Below are 22,746 nucleotides of genomic sequence, written 5' to 3' on the forward strand. Positions count from 1 at the left end.
TCGTGGCGGCAGCTCTCGCCAAGACACGACAAGCTGGCTCACATGCGACCCGCTGAAGAACTCCGCTACCTGATCCTGGCCGCGCAGCGCGAAGGCAACCGGCTGCTCGGCCAGGCGCTCAAGCCGCTCGGAGTCACGCCCTCCCAGGCCGAGGTGCTCCGCATCCTCGCCGATCGCCGGCCCCTCACGCTCAACGGGCTCGGCGAACTGCTGGTCTGCGAGAGCGGTAACAGCCCCAGCCGCCTGGTCGACCGGCTTACCACGATGGGCCTCATCGACCGTCAGGTGTCAGCGCACGACCGCCGCCACATCGAGCTGTCCCTCACCGAAGAGGGCAGGCGCCTCGCCCGGCAGATCACCACGATCGAGGATGATCTGTACCGATCCATCGACGCCGCCGCCGAGGGGCGCGACCTCGATCAGATCACCGCCTTCCTCCGAGCGTTCGTCGCCGATCTGCCGGCCGGCCGGGCCCTGGCTCGCCGGATCGCCGGATCGCCATCGTGAACTCACCGGATCGCCGTCGTGGAGATCGCCGAATCACCAGCTCACCGGGCAAATCGAGCGGCATCTAACCTTTTGCCCGCTTTGGTGGGCAATGCGATGATCGGAGGCGTCGACTGCCGAGCGGATGGGTGGAAGCATGTCGAGTGATCATCGTCGGAAGGCGCTGGTGGTACGGGGCGGCTGGGAAGGGCACGCCCCGGTCGCGGCCACCGAGCTTTTCATCCCCTACCTGGAGAAGCAGGGGTTCGAGGTGAGCCGGTCGGACTCCCCGGCGCCGTACGCGGACTCCGCGTTCATGGCCGGGATCGATCTCATCGTGCAGTGCTACACGATGGGCACGATCGAACAGGCCGAGCTCAATGGCCTGCGGACCGCCATCGAGTCGGGCACGGGGATGGCGGGCTGGCACGGTGGCATCGCCGACTCCTACCGCAACTCCTCCGATTATCTGCACCTGATCGGCGGGCAGTTCGCCTGCCATCCGGGCAAGGAGCCGGCGGAGCGGCAGGGCACGGCGGCGGACAACTTCGTCCCGTACACCGTGAACATGCTGCCCGAAGCGGCCGATCACCCCATCACGGAGGGCATCGCGGACTTCGGCCTCGTGACCGAGCAGTACTGGGTGCTGACGGACGACTACATCGACGTGCTCGCCACGACGACGCAGCAGGTCCGTCCGTGGGACCCCTGGCATCGGGAGGTCACCTCGCCGGCCATCTGGACCCGGCGGTGGGGGAGCGGGCGGATCTTCGTCGCGACCCCGGGGCACAGCCTCGACGTCCTGGAGGACGAGAACGTACGCACCATCATTGAGAGGGGCATGCTGTGGGCCAGCCGGTGAACGTGGGCGTCGTCGGATGCGGCGCCATCTCGGCGCAGTATTTCCGGACCATCGACCGGCTGCCGGAGCTGCGGCTCGTCGCGGTGGCCGATCTGGACCTTGACCGGGCGCGGGAGGCGGTGCGGCCTTATGCGGGCGTCGACGTGCTGAGCGTGGCGGAGCTGCTGGCCGACTCGCGCATCGACATCGTGCTCAACCTCACCATTCCGGCCGCCCATGCCGAGATCGCGCTCCAGGCCATAGCGGCGGGCAAGGACGTCTATTGCGAGAAGCCCCTTGCCGCGACCGCCGAGCAGGCCGCCGGGATGCTGCGGGCGGCCGGCGCCGCTCAGGTGCGCGTGGGGTGCGCGCCGGACACCGTGCTGGGCACGGGTACGCAGACGGCGCGCAAGGCGATCGACGACGGCCTGATCGGCAGGCCCATCGCGGCGACCGCGACGATGATGACGCCCGGTCACGAACGCTGGCACCCGAACCCCGACTTCTACTACGTCCCCGGCGGCGGCCCGCTTCTGGACATGGGGCCCTACTACGTGACCAGCCTGGTGACGCTGCTCGGCCCGGTGGAGTCGGTCGTCGGCGCGGCCAGCCGTACGCGGGCCAAGCGCACGATCGGCTCCGGACCCCGCCAGGGCGAGGAGATCCCGGTGACGGTGGACACGCACGTCACCGGAGTGCTCGTCCACACCTCGGGAGCGCTGTCCACGCTGGTGATGAGCTTCGACGGGGCGGCGACCAAGTCGCCCAACATCGAGGTGCACGGCGAGGCGGGCTCGCTCGTCGTGCCCGACCCGAACTACTTCGACGGATCCGTCCTGATCTCAGGGGTCGGTGAGGGCGAATGGCGGACGCTTCCCGTGGCGGCCGGCTACGTCGAGGGCGGGCGCGGGGTGGGCCTGGCCGACTTCGCCGCGACCCCGGCGGGCGAGGAGCCTCGTACGAGTGGCTCGCTGGCCTTCCACGTGCTCGACGTCATGGAGTCGCTACTGGCCTCGGCGCACTCCGGCGCGGCGGTGACCATCACGAGCACCTGCGAACGCCCTTCGCCGGTGAATCTGACTCAGCCCACCGACTAGAGGTAAATGTCCGTTTTGCTCGAACTTCTTGACGGAAATTAAGCAAGATCTGCTTCTGCATTGCCCGGGATTTCGCTTCATCGTTAGGACGTCAGGTGAAGCTTGCCATGACCATTCACCCCCCGGGCAAGAGAAGCAGGTCCTCATGGTCAGACGGTCCCTCGCCACGCTAGCCGCCCTCGTCACCTCCCTGATCGCCGTCCTCGCGTTCGCCCTACCGGCCCACGCGGTGACTCTGGAGCAGAAACTCGCCGCGCTCTCCGGATTCAGTCAGCCCACCGCCGCCAGCGCCGCCTCCTGGCGGGCCGCCTGGCAGAACCAGGCGGCGTGGGCCGACTACGCCTTCGACTGGTCCACCGACCTGTGCTCCAGCAGCCCCGACCAGCCCCTCGGTTTCGATTTCCGGATGCCGTGCCGGCGACACGATTTCGGCTACCGAAACTACAAGGCCGTAAGCCAATTCCCGGCCAACAAGGACCGTATCGACAGCGCCTTCTATTTCGATATGAAGCAGGTGTGCGCCGGATACTCGGGAGTCTCCAAGGCCACCTGTGACGGCCTTGCCTGGACGTATTACCAGGCGGTCCGGCAGCTGGGTAGCCTCGTCGTCACCGACGACCAGATCCAGCAGGTCAAGCGGGACGCCGAACGGAACGCCCAGAACGCCGACGCTTAAAACCGGTGGAGACGGAGGATGCCGTCGGCTCAGCCGCCGAACGTCACATCCTTCGTCTCCACCACCGCGGCGGTGCGGCCGGGTGCCGTGTGGTAGCGCCAATAGAGGTTGGTGTGCACGATGACCTTGTCCGGCGGCGGGGCGCCCCACGGGCTCTGGTCCTCCGTCGTGTGCGCGTCACCGACGAGCGTCACGTCGTAGCCACGGACGAAGCCCCCGTGGATCGTGGACCGGATGCATTCGTCCGTCTGCGCCCCGGTCACGACCAGGCGCCCGATTCCGGCCCCGGCCAGCACCTCTTCCAGGTCGGTGTCCTCGAAGGAGTCGGCGAACGTCTTGTGCACCAGCGGCTCCGCCTCCCGGCGGACCAGCTCCGGGACGTACTGCCAGGCGTCGCTCCCCTTCGCCACCTGCTCGCTGGAGTGCTGGACCCAGACGATCGGCACGCCCTCTTCGCGAGCCCGGTCGACGAGCGTGCCGATGTTGGCGACGACCACGTCACGCTGGTGCGTGCCGGCCACGATGCCGATCTGGACGTCGATCACCAGCAACGCGGTGTTGGGTCGATCTGACAGTGTGGTCACGACGATCTCCTCTGTCGGCCGGACATGCCACGCAGGCCACACTAGGCCGCGCCACCGACAAACCTTCAGCGTGGCGACGCTTCCCGGATGGTCAGGAGCCAGGTCTCGAACTCCGAGACCGCGTCGTCCATCGTCCGCTGAACCACCTCTTTGACCCCGGTCCTGGCCAGCCTGTGCCGTAGCGCGGCGTCGTCGAGCAGCCGGACGATGCCCTCGGCCAGCGCCTCCGGATCTCGCGGCGGGCAGAGCAGCGCCGTGCGGTCGTGCTCCGCGTAGCTCTCCATGCCGTGGTTCCGCGTCGTGACCAGCGCGGCCCCACAGGCCATGGCCTCGGCGCCGGGAAAGCCGAATCCCTCGTACTCCGATGGGACGGCGAACACGGCCGACCGGTTGTACAGGCCGCGCAGCCTGGCGTCGCTCGGCCCCGGATGGTGCTCGATCCAGAAGGGCAGCCGGTCGGCGTCGTACGCGCCGAAGCACCACGCCCGCACCACCCCGGGGCGCGCCTCCCGCGCCAGCTCCAACGCGGTGATCGCGTCGCCGGTCCGTTTCGACCATTCGCGGCGCGCCGGAAACCCGACCAGGACCCGTTCCGCCGAGTCGATCGGGGTCCGCAGGAAGAAGGTCGAGCTGTCGACGGCGCATTCCACCAGAGCGCACGGCGCGCCGGAAACGCTCTCGACGATGGACCGCAGCCGCCGCGCGCCCACGGCGATGGGCCAGCCGGTACGCATGGCCGCTTCCATCGCCTCCCGCGCCGCTCCGTCGGGCCGCAAATAGCTTTCGTAGTCCTGCAAGAACAATGCCTTAAGGCCCAGATACGCGGGAAGGGTGGCCACAAGCGGTACGACCTGCCAGGTCGTCGCCAGTACGACGTCGAAGGGATCATGACGCCCGGAAAGCGTATGGAGAAAGTCGGCCGGGTCGGATACCAAAACGCTGCGGGTCCGCGGCCCGGCGGAGAACCATGGGTGCGGATGGGCGTCCGCCGGCATTATCGGCGCGACCGCCCTGGTCGGCGGCCCGAGAGGGTGGCGTACGGGCCGCCGCGGGTGGACGAGCAGAATGTCATGGCCCCTTTCCCCCAGGCGGGAGGCATAGGAGTAGACCGTCTTGAGCGCACCGATAGGCGCGGATGAGGCCCTGGCCATGATGAATGCCACGCGCACGGTCATCGCCTCCCACTAAGCGATTCCATAGCCGAGTTTCTTGCGCGGGCGGGTATTCGGGAACCCCCTGCCGCGAGAGCGCCTTCTTCACTAGATACGAAGCCTGACGGGAAATCAATGACGCCAGTTGGCCTTTTCTGGTGAAATATTCAATGGATCGAGTGGAGACGAGATGCTTGCTCACCGGCGGCTATGAGCCGCTGCGGGGCGTCTTGTCGAGCACCGCCTGCGAACCCGCCCCGAGGGAGTGCTACCGTTCGTAGTCGCCCACATGCGGAGTGCATGGATGGGGCGAACGGAAGGTAACCTTCACGTTACTGCTTGCTGGCTTCGGTTGTTTGGAGATCGCCCGGCATATGTGATGGGATCACTGCGCACTTAACGATCTCCTCACCCAAGGGGTCAAATGGCAACGAACCTCCCCTCCTTCCCTGTCGTGGACGAGAACCCGCTCGACACCTGCATCCGGTTCCGGGAGATCGCTCCCGTGGTGGAGGTGGAATTCCCAGGAGGCGTGCCCGCCTACCTGGCCCTGACCCACAAGGCCGTACGGGAGATCCTCGCCGGGGACAACAAGACCTTCCTGCGAGACCCCAAGCACTGGCCCGCCCTGCACGACGGATCGATCCCCGAGGACTGGCCGCTGCGCGCCATCATCCAGGGCGGGCACCTGTCCACCATGGACGGCGGCGACCACCGGCGGCTGCGCGGGCTGATCATGAGCGCCTTCACGCCGGCCCGGGTGCAGGCCATGGAGGGCCGAATCCAGCAGATGGTCGATGAGTTACTCGATGAGGTGGCGGCCGCCGGCGACGGTGTGGACCTGGTCCCCGCCTTCACCGAGGCGCTGCCGATGTGGGTGATCTGCGAGCTGTTCGGCGTGGCGCCCGAGGACCGGCTGCGACTGCGGAACTGGACCTCCACGCTGCTGGCGCACACCACTCCGCCGGAGGTGGCGTTCGCGACCCAGAACGACCTTTGGGCGTTCCTGCAGGCCCTGGTGGAGCGCAAGCGGCGCGAACCGGGTGACGACCTCACCACCGGACTGGTCCAGACCCACGACGAGGATGACAGGCTCACCACCGACGAACTGGTCGGCGTGCTGTGGATCATGCTCGTCGCCGGCCACGAGACCACCGTGCACCTGCTCGGGTACGCCATCGTGGCGCTGGCCCAGAACCCCGACCAGCTCGCCTTGGCCAAGGCCGAGGGCCGGTGGGCCGACGTGGTCGAGGAGACCGTGCGCTACCGCCACTCGGTGATGATGACCAGCTTCCGCTTCACGGCGGAGGACGTGACCATCGCCGGGGTGCCCATCCCCAAGGGCAACGCGGTGGGCGTGGTCTTCCAGGCCACCGGCATCGACCCGTCGGAGCACGGCCCGAGCGCGAACCAGTTCGACATCACCCGTGAGTCGACCGGGAACCTCGGCTTCGGCCACGGCCCGCGCTACTGCATCGGGGCGGGACTGGCCCGGCTGGAGAGCCGGGTGGCGCTGGAGACGCTGTACCGGAGGTTCCCGGACCTCAGCCTCGCGATCGACGTCGACGACATCCCCTACTCCCCGTCGTTCTTCACGATCGGCCCGCTGTTCCTGCCTGCCAACCTCGGTGTGGCCCAGCCCTGACGTACCGGTGTCCGGCCCGGCAGCCCACGGTTGCCGGACCGGACATTACGGGCCTGGGCCGACAAACGTAGATCATGTAGGGTGAGCCCGGCGTATCCTCCGACGGCCTGGAGCCCGCTGTGCCGCACATGTCTCGTCGCCAGGTTCTCTCCCTGCTTCCCGCCGCCGGCCTGCTCGCCGCCGTACCCTCCCCCTCGTACGCCGCCGCAGGAGTCGATCACGCGCGGCTGCTCGCCAACACCGTGGCGATGTTCGCGGGGACCCCGGAGGTCAATGCCCGGCCCGAGGTGGCCGCCAAGCTCGCGGCGATCCTCAACACCGCCAGGCAGCGGCTTACGGCCATGGACAAGGCGGCCGACGGCGAGTTGTTCGCCGGTCTGAGCCTCGGCACCGACGACGCCAACCTGCGGCTGGCCTTCCAGTACCTGTACGAGATCGCGCTGGCGACCCGCACGCCCGGCGGCGGGCTCAACGAGGACGCCGCCGCCCAGCGGCGGGTCATCGACGGTCTGCGGTGGTTGCACGAGCGCTACTACGGCGACCAGTCGAAGGGCTACTACGGCAACTGGTTCAACTGGGAGATCGGGATCTCCATCCAGGTGAGCAGGACGCTGGCCCTGCTGGCCGACCGGGTGCGGGCGGAGCGGCCCGAGCTGACGGCGACCTACATCGCCTCGATGGACGCCTACCTGCGCAACGGCAAGGACGGCGACGTCGACCTCGACTCCCGCTTCCACACCGGGGCGAACCTGGCCGACATCACCGCCAACCGCATTCTGCAGGGCGCGCTCACCGGCGACGACGCCCGTGTCGGCAAGGCCATCACCGACCTGGCCACCGTCTTCGCCACGGTCGACCCCTACAACCTCCAGCACGGGGTCACCGACGGCTACTACCGCGACGGCTCCTTCATCCAGCACGACTCGGTCGCCTACACCGGCTCCTACGGGCGCAGCCTGCTGACCCGGGTCGTACAGACCCTCAAGACGCTCGAAGGCGCGGGGAGCGCCGGCGTCCCCGACCTGCCCGGCGTGGTGTACCGCTGGGTCAACGACGGCTTCGCCCCGCTGATCTTCGAGGGGTGGCTGATGGAGATCGTCAAGGGGCGGGCGGTCTCGCGCACCGGCACCGGCTACGCCGACGTCGGGGTGATCGTGGAGGCCATCGCCGACCTGGCCGACCACGTCACCGCGGCCGACGCGCTCGCGCTGAAGAAGTACGTCAAGTTCCTGCCGGCCGCCGACACGGCCGCCTTCGCCTCCCCGGTCAGCATCGCCCGTTACGCGGCCATCCGCGCCGACGCCGCCATCCCGGCCGCCGACCTGAACGCGCCCGAGCGCTGCGTGGCGTTCAACGCCATGGACAGGACCGTCCACCGGCGCCCCGGCTACGCCTTCGCCCTGGCCCGCAGCTCTGACCGGATCAGCAAATACGAGTACATGAGCGGCGAGAACCTCATGCCGTGGTTCCAGGGCGACGGCGCGCACTACCTCTACCTCGCGGGCGAGGACCAGCGCGAGGCGTTCGGCGTCGACTACTACACGGCCGTCTCGCCGTACCGGCTGGCCGGGGTCACCGCGCCGGTGGAGGACCGGCGGACGGTGCCCGAGTTGTACGGCCGGCTCTGGTACGAGAACCCGGGCCACCCGCTGAACTTCACCTCCTCCTCGGAGTCCCAGAACACCTACGTGTACTTCCCGCGCGCCGAGAACGCCTTCTCCGGCGGCGCGACGCTCGGCGCGTACGGCGTGGCCGGCATGGTCCAGTCCGACGACGCCGCGTACACCGCCGAACAGGCGGGCATCCTGCCCGACGACTTCGTCGCCTACCAGAACGCCCGCGCGACCAAGTCCTGGTTCCTGCTCGACGACGAGATCGTGGTGCTGGCCGCGAACATCTCCGGCCAGGGCGGCCGCGCGGCGGTGACCACCGTGGACAGCCGCATCGCCGCCCCCGGCGACGCGGTCGCGTTCACCGGCCAGGGCTGGACCGGCACGCCCTGGCAGGCGGGCGACACCACGCCGCCGCGCTGGCTCCGCTACGCCAACGGCACCCGTCGTACGGCGATCGGCTACGCCTTCCTCACCCGGCAGCCCGTCGCGGCCGGGCTGGAGACGGTGACCCGCAGCCGCCGGGTCGTGCGCACGAGCAACCCCGACACCAACATCACCAAGAACGTCTTCACCGCCTCGGTCACCCACCCCGCGACCGGCGGCGTCACCGCCCTCGCCTACGCCCTGGTCCCGAACGCGACCGAGGCCCGCCTGCACGGCTACGCCAACGGCCCGCTGACCGTCCTGGCCAACGACCGGCACGTACAGGCGATCAAGCACAAGACCCTCGGCCTCGTCGCCGCCAACGTCTTCACCGACGAGCCACGGCACGCCGAGCGCCTGCTCATCGACGGCCCCGCCTCGGTCATCGTCCGGTCCGGCAAGCGCACGGTCGTCGCCCTGTCCGACCCGACGATGAAACGAGACCGCGTCACGGTCGTCCTGGCCGGCGCGCCTCTCAGACTGGACACGGCCGACGAAGGGGTGACGGTACGCCGGGTACCGGGCGGCACCCTGATCCAGGCGTCGACCCGCCACGCCCACGGCCGCTCCTTCACCGCCACCCTGCGCTGAGCCTGTTCCCTTCAGTGCTGCTGACCTGCATGAACTAGTTAAGGAACGATTGTTCTTGACCAATCATTCCTTAAACCGTATGTTTGTGGCATGGGACGACCGAGAGGCTTCGACGAAGCCGAGGTGATCGCCGCGGCGGCGGCGCTGTTCGCGAAGCGGGCCTACGACGGAGTCTCCGTCGACGACCTGGTCACCCACCTCGGCGTGCATCGCAACAGCCTGTACAAGACCTTCGGCAGCAAGCGGGGCCTCTACCTGGCGGCCCTGCGATGGCACGTGAAGCACCAGGTCCACCCGCTGATCGCCGAGGTCGGCGCGGCGCGCGACATCGACGAGGCGGTGCGCGGCACGCTGGCCGCGCACAACGACGACGTGGGCGCACTGGACCTGCTGCTGATGGCGGCGACCGAGCGCGCCCCTGTCGACCAGGAAGTCCGCACCGAGGTCAGCGCCGCTCTGCACGCCCTCGACCAGGCCGTGAGCACCGTGCTGACCGGCACCTCACCCGACCACGCCGACCGGCCCGCACCGGCGCTGGCCGAGGCGCTGACCTCGGCGTTGATCGGGCTGCGGCTGCGCGCCAGAGCCACCGCCGCCGCCACGGAATCCGACCTGGCGGGAGCCGCTCTGGCGCGACGTCTCGGCCCCGCGTGACCCGACATCTACCGAAACAAGGAGTACGACATGGCACACCTGCACGCCGACGGCGACACGCTCGTTGTGGAGATCGAAGGACTGGACAAGCTCTGGTCGCTGAAGAGCCGCCTGACGATCCCGCTGGCCAACATCCGTGGCGCCACCGCCGACCCCGGCATGATCAAGACCCCCAAGGGCATCCGCACACCCGGCACGCACGTCCCCGGAGTGATCACCGCGGGCACCTTCCTCCTCGACGGCGAACGCGTCTTCTGGGACGTTCGCGACCCGGCCAAAGCGGTCGTCATCGAACTGGCCGACGAACGCTACGCCCGTCTGGTCATCCAGGTCGACGACCCGCGCAGCACCGTCGACCTGGTGGAGAGCCTCATCACCCGCGCATGACCCCCGCCCCACTCACTTGAGCAACGGCTCCAGCCGGTCGGCGCAGGGCGTGTGGCCGATCGTGCGGCACAGCCGGAGAGCCTGCTCGGCCGCCCGCTCGGCCTCGGCGCGGTCGCCCTGGCCGCTGTAGAGAATGGCGAGTTCGGTCAGGGCCGCGAGCTCGGGCAGGCGGTAGGAGTTGAGGTGCGCGGTGTCGCGAGCGAGCAGGGCGACCCGGATGGCGCCCGCCAAGTCGCCGCGGGCGGCGAGGAGACGAGCGCGGGCGACCGCGGCGTAGCTCTGGTGCCACCGCAGATTCGCGGCGCCGCTGAACTCGTCGGCCAGGTCGAGGTGGTCGCCCGCCTCGTCGAGCAGGCCGAGGGGGATCTCGGTGTCGGCCAGCGCGATCAGGGCCGCCGCCTCGATGAGCCTGTCTCCCTGGTCGCGGGAGAGGCCGAGGGCGCGGCCCGCCGCCGTGCGGCCGGCCGACCACCGCCCGGTCTCCCAGTACAACCGGCTGAGCCAGGTCTGTATGTAGGCCGCGCTGCCCGCGCCCAAGGTGCCGGACAAGGTCGCCGCCTCCGTCAGGGCGGATTCGGCTTCGTCGTAGCGGCCCTGGTCGACCAAGGTGGAGCCGAGATCGCGCAGGTCATTCGCCTCCGCGTAGGCCAGTCCGTGCCTGCGGCTCAGGCTGAGCGCCTCTTGTCGGCAGCGCTCCGCGCTCTTCAGCTGACCCAGGTGGTGATACTGCATGCCGAGCCTGTTGAGGGTGCGGTTGCGTCCGACGACCGAGCCGAGCTCCGTGAAGAGGTCAGCCGCACGGCGGTTGTAGACGATCGCCTGCTCGAGGTGGCCCGTCCATTCCAGGGCCCAACTCAGGCTCGCCCAGGACTCGGCCATACCTTCCCGCCAGCCGCACGCGGTGGCGATATTGGCGGCCCGTTCGAGATGGTGGACGGCCTCCTCGCTGCGAACCGCACGGAACAAGCTCTTGCCCATCGCGTAATGCAACATGGCTTGCATGGCAGGCATATCAGTCTGCTCGGCGGCGGCGAGCAGGGTCGGTGCGATCTCCAGCCATTCGCCGTGGCGGCCGGTGCTGTTGCAGATGATCGACACCTGCTCCGCCAGCCGCCAGGTCCCGGGATCGGGATCGCGGCGGGCCGCCTGCGCCAGCGCGGCCACCAGGTTGGAGATCTCTTCGGCGCTGGGCGGGACCGGCGAACCGGCCACCGGTGAGGCGTGCCCCGGCAGCCGGATCTCGTCAGGGGCGCACCAGGCGGCGATGGCGTCACCAAGGCGGAGATAGTGGTCGAACAACCGGCTCCAGGCGGCGTCGCGATCCGGGTCGCCGCCGACCTCCACGCCGGCGTAGAGCCGTACCAGGTCATGGAGCCTGAACCGGTCGGCGCGATGGTGCTCGACGAGGTGGGCCGCGGCCAGGACCTTGACCGCCGTACGCGCCTCGGCGAGCGGGACGCCGGCGGCCGACGCCACCGCCTCGACGGTGAAGTCCGGCCCCGGTACGAGTCCCAGCACGCGGAAGACCCGCTGGTCGGCCGCCGACAGCGCGCGGTAGGACACGGAGAAGGCGAGGGTGACGGGGTTGTGGTCGGTTCCGTCGACGGTGAGACCGGTCAGCGGGTCTCCGGCGGTCAGCTCGTTCACCACGGCCGCGGTCCCGCTCCATGGGGTGGCGGCGTTGGCCGCGGCGATGCGCAGCGCGAGCGGCAGGCCGCCGCAGAGCCGGACGAGGTCGGCGCGGGCCACCGCTTCCGACTGGCTGTCAGCGGGGCCCAGCATGCCGCTGACCAGGGCTAGGGCGTCTCGTTCCGGAAGAGCGCCGAGTGAGCGCTGCTCGGCTCCCGCCTGCGCCACCAGCTCGCCCAGGTGCTGACGGCTGGTCACCAGCGCCGCTCCCGACGGCGGCAGCAGCGGGTCGATCTGCTCCGCCGAGCGGGCGTTGTCCAGGACCAGCAGGACCGTACGCTCGGCGAGCAGCGAACGGTAGAGGCCGAGCTGCGCGTCGAAGCCGCCAGGGGCCTGCGCGGGATCGACGCCGAGCGAGAGCAGCAGCCGGGCCAGGGCCGCGGCCGTGGTCAGGGGTTCGTGCTCGGCGTCGTAGCCGCGCAGGTCGACATAGAGCTGGCCGGAGGGGAAACGGCTCTTCGCGCGGTGGGCCCAGTGCAGGGCCAGCGCGGTCTTGCCCGTACCGGCCGTTCCCGTGAGCACGCACACCGCGCCGCTGGTGTCCAACGCGTCGTCCAGCCACGCCAGCTCGCGCTCGCGCCCGGCGAAGCCACGGATGTCGCGGGGCAGCTCGGCGGGCCGCGCGGGACGTACGGCCTGGATCGTCTGCCCTGCTTCGTCCTGTCCTGCCTGGTCGGTCAGGAGCTGCTGGTGCAGCTCCCGCAGCGTCTGACCCGGCTCGATGCCCAGCTCGTCGACCAGCCGGTTCCGGGTGTCCCTGAAGACCGCCAGCGCCTCGGATCGGCGTTCGCACCGGTGCAGCGCCAGCATGAGCTGCCCCTGCAGGCGTTCGCGCAGGGGGTGCTCGGCCGCCGCCGTACGGAGTTCGGCCACGATCTCGCTGTGGCGGCCCAGCACCAGCTCGGCCTCGAACAGCTCCTCCAGCGCGCCGACCCGGCGATCTTCCAGCCCGGGGCGTTCCTGCTCGATCAGCAGCTCGCCGGCGCCGCCGAGCGCGGACCCGCGCCACAGCGCCACCGCCGCACGCAACCGCCGCGCCGCGGCCTCGGGGCGCCCGCCGGCCAGATCCTCCCAGGCGGCAGCCCTGAGCTGCTCGAACACCTCTAGGTCGACCTCACCGCCGCCGATGTGGATGCGGTAACCGGTGCCGACGCGGCTGATCAGCCCTCTGCCCAGCAGCGCCCGCAACTCGTGGACATAGACCTGTAATCGGCCGACGGCGGTGCGCGGGGCGTGTTCGCCCCACACCAGGAACATCAGCCGGTCGTCCGACACCGTGCGGTTCGCGTTCAACAACAGCGCGGCCAGCACGGTGCGCTGCTTCGGCGAGCCCAACTCGATCGGACCGCCGGGCCCGTCTACCGAGACGGGCCCCAGTATCCGATAGTGCTGCACTTGTGCCCCCTGTGCGCCCCATGTTACGCCGTGCGATCTCCACAGTCCGTCAGCTTCGGAATCAGAACGGAAGAAAAGCGGAAGAGCTGCCTCGTATGGTCCTCCGACATGCGTCAAGAGCAGCGACCGCTACCTCGACAACGTGCACTGCGGTTGAGCGTCTCGGCGCAGGTCCTGGACCGTCCGGCGGGGGCGCCGGTCAGGGAGTGCCGCGCCGAGACGCTCGGATGGCCTTTTCAGCGAGAGCGGCGGTCACCGAAGTGGCAGGTCGGTGTGGAACGGGGGCAGAGCGGGTGACGGAAGCGGAGCGGCCCAGCGCGATCGGGCAGGCGCTGCTGGCGATCAGCGATCAGTGGAACCTGCTGATCCTTCAGCGGGCCTTCCTCCTGCGCATCCGGCGCTTCGCCGACTGGCGGGACGAACTGGGGATGTCCGAGTCGGTGCTGGCGAGCCGGCTCAAGGAGCTGGTCGCGGGGGAGCTGCTACGACCGGCCCCTTACCGGGAGCAAGGTCGTACCCGCACCGAATACCGGCTGACCGAGCGCGCGATAGAGCTGTGGCCGATGCTGGTGGAGATCTGGTCATGGGAGCGCAGGTGGGTGCCGGACCGCCAGGGGCTGTCGGAGCTGGTGCACGACGTCTGCGGCAACCGTACCGACGTGGAGCTGGGCTGCGCGGGCTGCGGCCAGGCGCCGGTCGCCGCCCATGACACCGAGATCGTGCGGGGCATGGCCACCTTCGCCCAGGTGGCGGTGCCGCGCCATCATCGCAGGACCCTGCGCGGCAAGGCGGCCGCCGACCCGCTGTCGTACTTCCCCGAGACCTTCGACCTGCTGGGCGACCGCTGGAGCACGGTGATCCTCGTGGCCGCCTTCCTCGGCACCCGGCGCTTCGCCGACTTCCGGGCGGAGCTCGACGTGGCCCCGTCGGTGCTGTCCAACCGGCTGCGTCAGTTCAGGCAGCTGGGCGTGCTCGCGGTGGAAGAGCCCGGGTATCAGCTGACCGACAAGGGCCTGGACTTCTTCGGCATCTTCGCCTATGTCGTCGACTGGGCGCAGCGGTGGTACACCGGCCCGCCGGACACCGACCTGCGCGTCATTCATCGCGCGTGCGGTCAGCCGTTCCGCCCGTGCTCGCGGTGCCGGTCGTGCGGGCAGGAGCTCAGCCGTACGGAGGTGCACTTCGCCGTCCCTGAGGGACGGTTTCCGTCGCCCAGGACGCGGATCACAGTTTCAGCTCCCGCTTGAGGATCTTGCCGACGGGGTTGCGCGGCAGCGCCTCGACGATCTCCACCCGCTCGGGGAGCTTGTAGGAGGCGATGCCCTGGTCCCTGAGGAAGCCGACGACCGACGCGAGGTCGATCTCGCCCTTGGGCACCACGACCGCGCAGACCTTCTCGCCGAGCACCTCGTCGGGGTAGCCGGCGACCGCCGCCTCGGCGACCGAAGGGTGTCCGGCGAGCAGGGCTTCCAGCTCGGCGGGGGCGATGTTCATGCCTCCCCGGATGATGATGTCCTTCGCTCGGTCGACATAGCGCAGGTATTGCCCCCGGTCGCCGGCGATCTCGAAGAGGTCTCCCGTCTTGAGGTAGCCGTCCTCGTCGAACGGGTCCACCGAGGCCGTGCCCGGCAGGTAGCCCGCGAAGACCGTGGGCCCGCTCAGGTACAGCTCGCCGGGGACTCCCGGTTCGGTGATCTCCTTCCCGTCCGGCGCGACCAGCTTGGTACGCACGCGATCGAGCAGCTGCGGCGCCCCCGGTGCTCCCGGACGCGGGAAGAAACGGGCGCGGACCTCCGGGTCGGGCATGTGGGCAGGGTCCGACAGCAGGGCGACGCCCTCGTTCGAGCCGAAGAAGTTGATGATCGCGATGCCGTGCTCGTCCTGCCAGCCGCGCACCATCGGCGGCGGCAACGGGGCGGCGCCCGAGCCGATCCGGGTGAGCGAGGAGATGTCGGCCTTGGCGAGGATCGCCTTTTCGCGCAGCAGCAGGGTGAGCAGCGCGGGCGGAGCCAGGGTGTAGGTGACCCGCTCGGCCGCGATCTGGGCCAGGAAAGTGGGCAGGTCGAAGGGGTGGTGCTGGACGAGCACGGCCCCGACCCGCAGCCACGGCAGGAAGACGCCGCCGATGCCGGCCATGTTCACCATCGGGAACGGGTTGAGGATCACGTCCTCGCCGGTGAGCGCGGGCGCGGCCGTACAGATCGCCTCGACCGCGAGCCAGTCGTAGTGGCACCTCGGCACGCCCTTGGGAGTGGCCTCGGTGCCAGAAGTCCAGCAGATCGTCACCCGCTCGGCGGGGTCGGCCGCACGCCGCGGCACCTCGTCGCCGGTCACGCCCTCCAGGTCGTCCGGCCACGACAGCGTGGGCGTGCCCTCGGGTGCTCTGGACTCCCGGCCGGTGATCAGCAGCCCGGCACCGGACATCGGCAGCAGCTGAGCCAGCTCGTACGCGCGGTACTGCACCGGGAACGGCGTGACCGTCGCGCCGAGCCGGACCGTCGCGAGGAAGCTCACCGCCAGCTCGACGCTGTTGGGCAGTTGCACGGCCACCACGTCGCCGGGACCGACCCCTTGCGCGCGCAGTACGCCGGCCACCCGGTCCACCTCCGCGCCGAGCTGTCCCCAGGTCAGCCGTTTCACCGGACCTTCAAGCATCTTGTTGAGCGGGTCCACGATCGCTGTGTCATCGGGCTGGGCCGTCACCCGCGTCCTGAGGAGCTGGTCGATCGTGTCACCGGTCCACCAGCCCTTGGCGGTGTAGCGGGCGATCCGGTCGGCGGAATGCGTCATCGCGACTCCCGTGAGGTGATGACCGCAACGCTAGAAAGCAGAAATGAGACCGTCAACGCCCGGATATTGACGCCTGAATTCGCTTTTCATAGCTTCCAGGGCATGGCCGACATTGTCGTGATGACGGATGAATCGGGCGAGCCAAACCCGTACCTGCTGGGCGTCTACGCCCCGGTCCAGGACGAGGTCACCGCGGACGAGCTCACGGTGATCGGGCGGATCCCCGCGGACCTCAACGGCGTCTACCTCCGCAACGGCCCCAACGCCCGTTTTCCGGTGACGGGCCGATACCACTGGTTCGACGGCGACGGCATGGTGCACGCCGTGCACTTCGAGAACGGCCGGGCCCGCTACCGCAACCGCTGGATACGTACCAGGGCCTTCGAGGCGGAGTCGGCCGCCGGCCGCTCGCTCTGGACCGGCGTGATGGAGAACCCGAAGGACAACCCGTTCGGCAACGCGCGCGGCCTGCCCTTCAAGGACACGGCCAACACCGATGTGATCTTCCACCGGGGCAGGGTGCTGGCCTCGTGGTATCTGTGCGGCGCGCCGTACAGTCTGGATCCGCTCTCGCTGGAGACCCTCGGCGTCGACACCTTCCTCGACACGCTCAACGGTGACTTCATGGCGCATCCCAAGGTGGACGAGCACACCGGAGAGCTGTTCTGGTTCGACTACGGGCCGCGCCCGCCGTACCTGCGCTATGGCGTGGTCGGACCCGGCGGCAGCGTCGAGCACTGCGTCGAACTCGACCTGCCAGGGGCGCGGCTGCCGCACGACATGGCGATCACGCGCAACCACGCGATCCTCATGGACCTGCCGCTCTACCAGGACCTCGACGCCGCCCGGCAGGGCCGCTACAAGCTGACCTTCGACCGGGAGCTGCCCGCGCGTTTCGGCGTGCTCCCGCGACGCGGTCAGGCGGACGAGATCCGCTGGTTCGAGGCGAAGCCGTGCTACATCTACCACGTCGTCAACGCCTGGGAAGAAGTCGATGAGATCATCCTGGACGTCTGCCGGGTCTCACGCCCGGCGCCGTCCAGCACCGGCTCACCGCTGGCGCGGATGATCTCCTATCTGAAGCTCGACGCGCGGATGTACCGCTACCGCTTCGACCTGCGAACCGGCCGTACCTCGGAGGAGTACGTGGACGCCGACCACAACACCGAGTTCCCCTCGATCGACACGCGCTCCACCGGCCACCCCACGCGGTACGCCTACAACGTCACCGTGGCCGACGCCGAGACCAACCTCTTCGACGGCCTGGTCCGCTACGACAATCTCACCGGCGCGAAGGAGACCTACTCCTACGGCCCCGGCCGGTACGGCAGCGAGGCGCCCTTCGCCCCCCGCGACGGCTCGACCGGCGAGGACGACGGCTACCTGGTCAGCTTCGTCACCGACGAGCGGGAGGGCCGCTCCGAGGTGCAGATCCTGCACGCCGCCCGGATCTCCGAGGGCCCGATCGCCCGCGTGCTGCTGCCGCGGCGGGTCCCGCTCGGCTTCCACGCCACCTGGGTACGGGCAGAGCAGCTGGCGTGAATCCTTCGCTGACGGTCTCCCTCGGGTTGTGGCAGGATCGCCCCGCGGCAGAGGCCCTGCTGACGGCCCGCGCCGCTGACGAGCTCGGCTATCCGTCGCTCTGGATCGGCGAGATGGCCACGTATGACGCCTTCGCCCTGGCCACCGCTGTCGGGCTGGCCACCACGCGGATCGGTCTCACCATCGGCCCGCTGGCGGTGTCCGTACGCGATCCGATGATGATCGCCATGGGGGCGGCCTCGGTCGCCGCGCTGACCGGGCGGCAGGTGGACGTCGCCGTGGGCACCTCCAGTCCGCTCGTCGTGGAGGGCTGGCACGGGCGTTCGCGCGCCCGCTCCGCGACCGCGCTGCGGGAATCCGTCGCGGCCCTCCGGCCGCTGCTGGCCGGCGAGCGCTCCGACTTCACCGGAACGTGCGTGTCGAGCAGCGGCTATCGCCTCCGGCTGCCCGCCCCGCGCTCGCGGCTGTCGGTCGCGGCCTTCGGGCCGTCGGCCGTCCGGACCGCCGCCCTGGCCGACCGCATGGTGCTCAACCTGATCACGCCTGGCTCGGCCGGACGGCTGGTCGCCCAGCTGCGCGCCGTCAATCCGGCCACGTCCGTGGTCGCCTGGGTCACCGCCGCCGTGGACCCCGACCGCGAGGCCGTCGATCGCATCCGGCGGGCTGTGGTCGGGTACTTACCCGCTCCCGGGTACGGCGAGATGTTCGCCGAGGCGGGCTTCGCCGACGTCGTCGCCTTCGCCCGTACCCGGCCGCACCCTCGGGAGCTGTTCGCCGCGGTGCCTGACGAGCTGGTCGCCTCGGTTTCGCTGCTCGGCGACGTGGACGCGGTCGGTGCGCGGTTGGCGGCCTACGCGGCGGCCGGGGTGGAGGAGATCGCCCTGGTGCCGGTGAGCACGGACCGCGACCCCGGAGGCGCGGCCACGCTCAAGGCTCTGATGACCGCCTATTGAGGGCAAGGAGGTTGGCCGTCCGGCCGAGCCGTCGAGAGGCTCAGGCCCCATGCGGTGTACAGCCCGAACGGCACCGGGGCTATGCAGCCGGCCTTTTCGAAGTCGCCCCGATAACGCCATGCCTCGCCGCCATGTTTGCTCCAGAAGTGGATCCTGTCGGTCATGGCGATCGCATAGTAATCGTCCTCGGCTTCGCTCTGCCCGTATACGGCGCCGAAATATACGCTCCCACTCAGCGCTGCCCGCGCACCCGCGTTCTGAGTGACGTCGACGAGACTCTGGCGGGTCTCCCCGTCGAGCTGCAGTGACCATGCGGTCCCGGGAGCTACCCGTTCCCCGTCTTCCTCGTCCTCTTCGGCGACCTGCTGGGAGGTTGTGGGTGCCGAGGGGACGGCCCTGCCGGCCGGCGCTGACAGGACGAGCACGACAGCGGAAATCGCGACCGCGACCGCGACAACCACTAATCCCGCGACTGCCATGGCCGAGGTCCGCATGACCATTCACTGTATGCGAGAAAGAATTGTCAGTACATTTTTGTGGTGCTGCGCTGGACGGCGGTGGGGGACAGGCGGACGCCGTTGGCCGTGACCCGGTGGCCGCGGGTGTCGGTGACCCGCACGGAGAAGGGGCCCTGGCCCGCGCCGGACTCGGCGATCCAGTAGTTGAAGTCGGCGCGGGCCAGCTTGCGCCAGGTGCCGCCGGTGGACTTCACCTCGACCGAGGTGAGCGGGTTGCCGTGGTCGATGACCAGCAGCGCCAGCCACCACTGCGACGAGCCCTCCTTGACGCGGAAGGAGAGCGGCTGGCCGACTTTCGGGTTGGCGACCGGGCGGTAGGTGACGCCCACCAGGCCCTTGGCGGGGTCCGCGACGCGGGCGAAGGCCGTACGGCTCAGGTCGATGTGCCCCGCCTGACACTCCGGGCACTGGTCGACGACCTTGACCCGGACGGTCCCCTTCGGCCCGGCGACGTCCAGGTAGCCGCCGCAGGCAGCGGCGGCGGCGTACTCGCCGGGGGAGAGCGCGACATAGAGGTCCCCGGCGGGACGTGACGGATACGAGCAGTTGCCGCCCCCCGACTGGAGCTCATACAAGGTCGCCTGCCCCTTGGTCGCCTGCGCTGATTGCGCGAGGGCGGGGGCGGGGGCGGAAAGAAGCAAGGTCGCGGTGAGAACGGCGGGTAAGCGTCGCATCCGTTTGGTTCCTCTCATAAGGGACGGATGTGACAGTAGCGAAAAGAGTGAATCTCAGTACGATAAAGCGCCATATATCGTCGGAGGCTGTCACGTGAACAGCTGGCCGCCGTTGACGTCGATGGTCGCGCCCGTGACGGCCTTGGCGTGGTCGGAGGCGAGGTAGATGACGGCGCGGGCCACGTCCTCCTCCGTGGCGATGCGGCGCAGCGCCATCGCCGAGACGTCCCGTGCGAGGATCTCCTCGAACGTGACGCCTTCCGCCGCCGCCCGGGTGCGCATCCAGTCGTCGAGCAGCTCGCTGGCGATCCAGCCGGGCGCGACGCAGTTCACCCGTACGCCATGCGGCCCGAGCTCGTCGGCCAGGCAGTGTGACAGCAGGTGCGCGGCGGCCTTGCCCGCGGCGTAGTCGCTGCGCCCCGCGTAGCCCGTACGGGACGACATAGAGGTGATGTTCACGATCGAGCCGGAGCCCTGGGCCACCATGTGCGGCGCGATGAACCGGCAGGCCAGCAGCGTCCCGTAACCGCCGGTCTCGACGGCCCCACGCCAGGTCTCCAGGCCGTCGACGGACATGTCGAGCACGTTCCTGCGGTGCGAGCCGGGGAAGGCGGCGTTGACCAGCACGTCCACTCGGCCGAACCGCTCGATCACCGTATCGGCCAGCCGCCGTACGTCGTCGATCCGGGTCACGTCGGCGGGTACGGCCAGCGCGCCCGGCACCTCGTCGGCTGTCTTCGCCACGGTCGCGGCGGTACGGGCGGCCACCACCACCCTGGCGCCCTCTTCGCTCAACAGCCTCGCCAGCGTCCGCCCTAGCCCGGGACCCGCCCCAGTGACGACCGCGACCTTGCCCTCCAGTAGCACGGGTTGACTCTACCAAGCGTTTGCTCGCTACCCGCCGTATTTACACCATGGACAACATTTCGTCAGCCGGTTAAGTTCGCTGCGAGATGACAACGATGTCAGTCCCGGTCCCTCCAGCAAGGAGCAGCGATCGCTGATGGTGTCACGACGTACTTTCCTGTGGGCGAATGGCGTGGTCCTCGCGGCCGGCGGCCTCGGAATCACACTCCCCAGCCCGGCCGCCGCCGCAACTCGAATCCCCCTTCTGCCGAACTTCGGCCGTCCCACCCGACTCGATTTCGCCGACGTCAGCACGCTTCATGGAAACGACCAGTTGCTGCTGACCACCCTCCAGGGAATCGTCAACCGGCGGCAGCCCCGCCTCTACTTCAACTACGACAGCGCCAATTACGACCAGCGCTGGCTGTCCAGCACCGGCGCCGCCGTCACACGCCATGACCGGCCCCTCGACCTCGTCGCCCGCTACAAGAGCGAGGTACGCGGAGCGATCGTGCACGACCCCGCGGTGCCCGACTCCGTGAATGTCGCCACCACGCTGGCCGGGCTGGAGAACGCCGTCGCCGCCACCGCCGAGCAGGCGAGCCAGTACGGCCTCAGGATCATCACCGACCTGCGCGGCCGTTTCAAAGCCGACGACATTCTGGGGACGTACCGATGGCAGCTCGACCACCTCTTCCCCCGCTGCACGCACGCGCTGCTCACCGGACTCCCGCCGACCAGGACGGTACGCGTGGACGGCGTTCAGTGGCGCGAGATAGCCCGCGAGAGCGAGCGCGTCCGTGACTCCTCCAACAGGGCGGTCCGCACCTTCGACCTGAGCCAGGAGCTCTCCGGCCAGGACGGCGTGTATCTGCGTTTCCAGGATTCCCTCGGAGATGACGGCTGGGGCGCCTCGGTCGGCTCGGTGAAGGTGACGGCCGACGGCAAGGAGATCGTGTCCTTCGTCCCGGGCACAGAGGCCGAGACCCCGTACCTGTTCGACGGCCTCAATTCTTCCATCGGCGGGGACGCCAACCGTTTCTCCGACGGCGGCGGCTACTTCATCTACCGATTGACCGCACCGGCCGGGACCCAGCAACTCCTGGTCGAGGTAGACCTGTGGAACCAATACCTGGTCACCGCCGCCACCACCGCACCCACGCGGGTGGAGCCCTTTCCGTATTTCCGCGACTACGCGGCGGCGATGCGCGCGATGGTGTTCTGGCTGCCGCCCTCGGGAGAGACGGGCAAGTTACTCGACGAGATTCTCAGCAAGGTGAAGCCCACCACTCCTTATGCGGGCTGGTTCTCCAATGACGTGGCGGGTGAATGGGGCGGCGTGGACCGCGCCTCACAGCACGCCGTCGAAGTGGTGCCCGCCGACTACTACATGAACGCCACCGTGCACGCGGGCGTCGCCGCGAAGGTCTCCGATCGCGTACGCCCGAGACCGGCGGCCACGTTACGCGACCGCGTCTATCTCACCCTCACCTTCGGCGAGGGCGACAACATCCAGTACTGCCAGCGCAGAATGCGCGAACTCTGGGACGACCCGAAACGCGGCGCCGTGCCGGTGAACTGGACCGTCAGCCCCCTGCTGGCCGACATCGGCCCCGCGCTCCTGGTGTACTACCAGCGCACGGCCACCGCCAACGACCTGCTGATCTCGGGCCCCTCCGGCGCCGGCTACACCTACCCGGGATCCTGGCCCGCCAAGGACCTGGACGCCTACACCGAACTCAGCGGCCGCTTCCTGCGCGACACCGGCATGGACCTGGTCTACGCCTACAATTATCGCAACCCGGAGAACACCGGCTGGGTGGCGTTCGACGAGCGCATCGCCGGCTCGTACCGAAAGAACACTCCGGTGCGCGGCATCATCCAATCCTGGGAAAGCGGCGACCTGCGGACCCGACCGGCCGGCATCCCGCTGATCGGCAATTACTCCCCTCAGGGAAAGGCCCAGGAATATCGCGACACGCTGCTGAAGCACATCGAGGGCTGGGACGGGAAATCACCGCTGTTCATCGCCGGCGCGATCAACGCCTGGAACTGGACACCGGCCGACGTCGCCGAACTCGGCACCCTGCTCACCGACCCTTTTGAGATCGTCCGCGGCGACACCTTCTTCAAACTGCTGAACGACGACCACTGATCCAGCTGGGTCGGCGACCCCGTCGGCCCAGCCCCG

19 protein-coding genes are annotated in these 22,746 nt (G+C 69.3%); 12 read left to right on the forward strand and 7 right to left on the reverse strand.

Annotated elements, in window-relative coordinates; translation table 11 throughout:
- Positions 1-42: 42 nt before the first annotated feature.
- The 4 genes from ACQP2T_RS06155 to ACQP2T_RS06170 all read left to right on the forward strand — a co-directional run bounded on the left by ACQP2T_RS06155 (position 43) and on the right by ACQP2T_RS06170 (position 3,100).
- The gene (locus tag ACQP2T_RS06155; protein WP_433515221.1) at positions 43-507 is read left to right on the forward strand and encodes a MarR family winged helix-turn-helix transcriptional regulator; all 465 of its coding nucleotides are present in this window, start codon (positions 43-45) and stop codon (positions 505-507) included.
- 136 nt (positions 508-643) lie between these two features.
- A complete protein-coding gene (locus tag ACQP2T_RS06160; RefSeq protein WP_433515222.1) occupies positions 644-1,348 on the forward strand; it encodes a ThuA domain-containing protein in 705 nt (234 codons plus the stop codon).
- Positions 1,333-2,424, forward strand: a complete 1,092-nt coding sequence (locus tag ACQP2T_RS06165; protein ID WP_433515223.1) for a Gfo/Idh/MocA family protein — start codon at positions 1,333-1,335, stop codon at positions 2,422-2,424. Before ACQP2T_RS06160 ends, ACQP2T_RS06165 begins: the two co-directional genes overlap by 16 nt.
- 145 nt (positions 2,425-2,569) lie before the next feature.
- Positions 2,570-3,100 carry a phospholipase gene (locus ACQP2T_RS06170; RefSeq protein ID WP_433515224.1) on the forward strand — a complete coding sequence of 177 codons (531 nt, stop codon included), beginning with the start codon at positions 2,570-2,572 and terminating at the stop codon, positions 3,098-3,100.
- Between the two features lie 29 nt (positions 3,101-3,129).
- Here ACQP2T_RS06170 and ACQP2T_RS06175 read toward each other — a convergent pair whose 3' ends face one another.
- Entirely contained in the window at positions 3,130-3,684 is a 555-nt protein-coding gene (locus ACQP2T_RS06175) for an isochorismatase family protein (RefSeq protein ID WP_433515225.1), read from the reverse strand.
- A 65-nt stretch (positions 3,685-3,749) separates the two neighbouring features.
- On the reverse strand, positions 3,750-4,853 hold the full coding sequence (locus ACQP2T_RS06180; protein WP_433515226.1) for a glycosyltransferase family 4 protein: 1,104 nt from the start codon (positions 4,851-4,853) through the stop codon (positions 3,750-3,752).
- A gap of 406 nt (positions 4,854-5,259) precedes the next feature.
- Here ACQP2T_RS06180 and ACQP2T_RS06185 point away from each other — a divergent pair, with 406 nt between their 5' ends.
- The 4 genes from ACQP2T_RS06185 (at position 5,260) to ACQP2T_RS06200 (ending at position 10,148) form a co-directional block, all read left to right on the forward strand.
- Positions 5,260-6,480 carry a cytochrome P450 family protein gene (locus tag ACQP2T_RS06185; RefSeq protein ID WP_433515227.1) on the forward strand — a complete coding sequence of 407 codons (1,221 nt, stop codon included), beginning with the start codon at positions 5,260-5,262 and terminating at the stop codon, positions 6,478-6,480.
- Positions 6,481-6,608: 128 nt separating this feature from the next.
- Positions 6,609-9,107, forward strand: coding sequence for a polysaccharide lyase family 8 super-sandwich domain-containing protein (locus ACQP2T_RS06190; RefSeq protein WP_433515228.1), 2,499 nt, complete (start codon positions 6,609-6,611; stop codon positions 9,105-9,107).
- A gap of 90 nt (positions 9,108-9,197) precedes the next feature.
- Positions 9,198-9,761: a TetR/AcrR family transcriptional regulator gene (locus ACQP2T_RS06195; protein WP_433515229.1), complete on the forward strand. Its 564-nt coding sequence runs from the start codon at positions 9,198-9,200 to the stop codon at positions 9,759-9,761.
- Positions 9,762-9,791: 30 nt separating this feature from the next.
- Positions 9,792-10,148, forward strand: coding sequence for a hypothetical protein (locus ACQP2T_RS06200; protein WP_433515230.1), 357 nt, complete (start codon positions 9,792-9,794; stop codon positions 10,146-10,148).
- A gap of 12 nt (positions 10,149-10,160) precedes the next feature.
- Here ACQP2T_RS06200 and ACQP2T_RS06205 read toward each other — a convergent pair whose 3' ends face one another.
- Positions 10,161-13,232: a BTAD domain-containing putative transcriptional regulator gene (locus ACQP2T_RS06205; RefSeq protein WP_433515231.1), complete on the reverse strand. Its 3,072-nt coding sequence runs from the start codon at positions 13,230-13,232 to the stop codon at positions 10,161-10,163.
- Between the two features lie 293 nt (positions 13,233-13,525).
- Between ACQP2T_RS06205 and ACQP2T_RS06210 the strand changes: the two genes are divergently transcribed.
- A complete protein-coding gene (locus ACQP2T_RS06210; RefSeq protein WP_433515232.1) occupies positions 13,526-14,479 on the forward strand; it encodes a winged helix-turn-helix transcriptional regulator in 954 nt (317 codons plus the stop codon).
- On the opposite strand, the gene ACQP2T_RS06215 is transcribed toward ACQP2T_RS06210, so the two are convergent.
- The gene (locus ACQP2T_RS06215) at positions 14,457-16,022 is read right to left on the reverse strand and encodes a class I adenylate-forming enzyme family protein (protein WP_433515233.1); all 1,566 of its coding nucleotides are present in this window, start codon (positions 16,020-16,022) and stop codon (positions 14,457-14,459) included. The genes ACQP2T_RS06210 and ACQP2T_RS06215 overlap by 23 nt on opposite strands.
- 102 nt (positions 16,023-16,124) lie before the next feature.
- Between ACQP2T_RS06215 and ACQP2T_RS06220 the strand changes: the two genes are divergently transcribed.
- Entirely contained in the window at positions 16,125-17,564 is a 1,440-nt protein-coding gene (locus ACQP2T_RS06220) for a carotenoid oxygenase family protein (RefSeq protein WP_433515234.1), read from the forward strand.
- A complete protein-coding gene (locus tag ACQP2T_RS06225; protein ID WP_433515235.1) occupies positions 17,561-18,517 on the forward strand; it encodes an LLM class F420-dependent oxidoreductase in 957 nt (318 codons plus the stop codon). Before ACQP2T_RS06220 ends, ACQP2T_RS06225 begins: the two co-directional genes overlap by 4 nt.
- On the opposite strand, the gene ACQP2T_RS06230 is transcribed toward ACQP2T_RS06225, so the two are convergent.
- The 3 genes from ACQP2T_RS06230 to ACQP2T_RS06240 all read right to left on the reverse strand — a co-directional run bounded on the left by ACQP2T_RS06230 (position 18,511) and on the right by ACQP2T_RS06240 (position 20,576).
- Positions 18,511-19,011: a hypothetical protein gene (locus ACQP2T_RS06230; protein WP_433515236.1), complete on the reverse strand. Its 501-nt coding sequence runs from the start codon at positions 19,009-19,011 to the stop codon at positions 18,511-18,513. The two genes, ACQP2T_RS06225 and ACQP2T_RS06230, sit on opposite strands and share 7 nt — an antisense overlap.
- 29 nt (positions 19,012-19,040) lie before the next feature.
- Entirely contained in the window at positions 19,041-19,709 is a 669-nt protein-coding gene (locus ACQP2T_RS06235) for an expansin EXLX1 family cellulose-binding protein (protein ID WP_433515237.1), read from the reverse strand.
- Between the two features lie 90 nt (positions 19,710-19,799).
- Positions 19,800-20,576, reverse strand: a complete 777-nt coding sequence (locus ACQP2T_RS06240; RefSeq protein ID WP_433515238.1) for an SDR family oxidoreductase — start codon at positions 20,574-20,576, stop codon at positions 19,800-19,802.
- 136 nt (positions 20,577-20,712) lie between these two features.
- Here ACQP2T_RS06240 and ACQP2T_RS06245 point away from each other — a divergent pair, with 136 nt between their 5' ends.
- Entirely contained in the window at positions 20,713-22,710 is a 1,998-nt protein-coding gene (locus ACQP2T_RS06245) for a GxGYxYP domain-containing protein (RefSeq protein ID WP_433515239.1), read from the forward strand.
- Positions 22,711-22,746 lie beyond the last annotated feature (36 nt).

The sequence above is a fragment of the Nonomuraea sp. CA-143628 genome (assembly GCF_050942315.1).
GTDB lineage: Bacteria > Actinomycetota > Actinomycetes > Streptosporangiales > Streptosporangiaceae > Nonomuraea.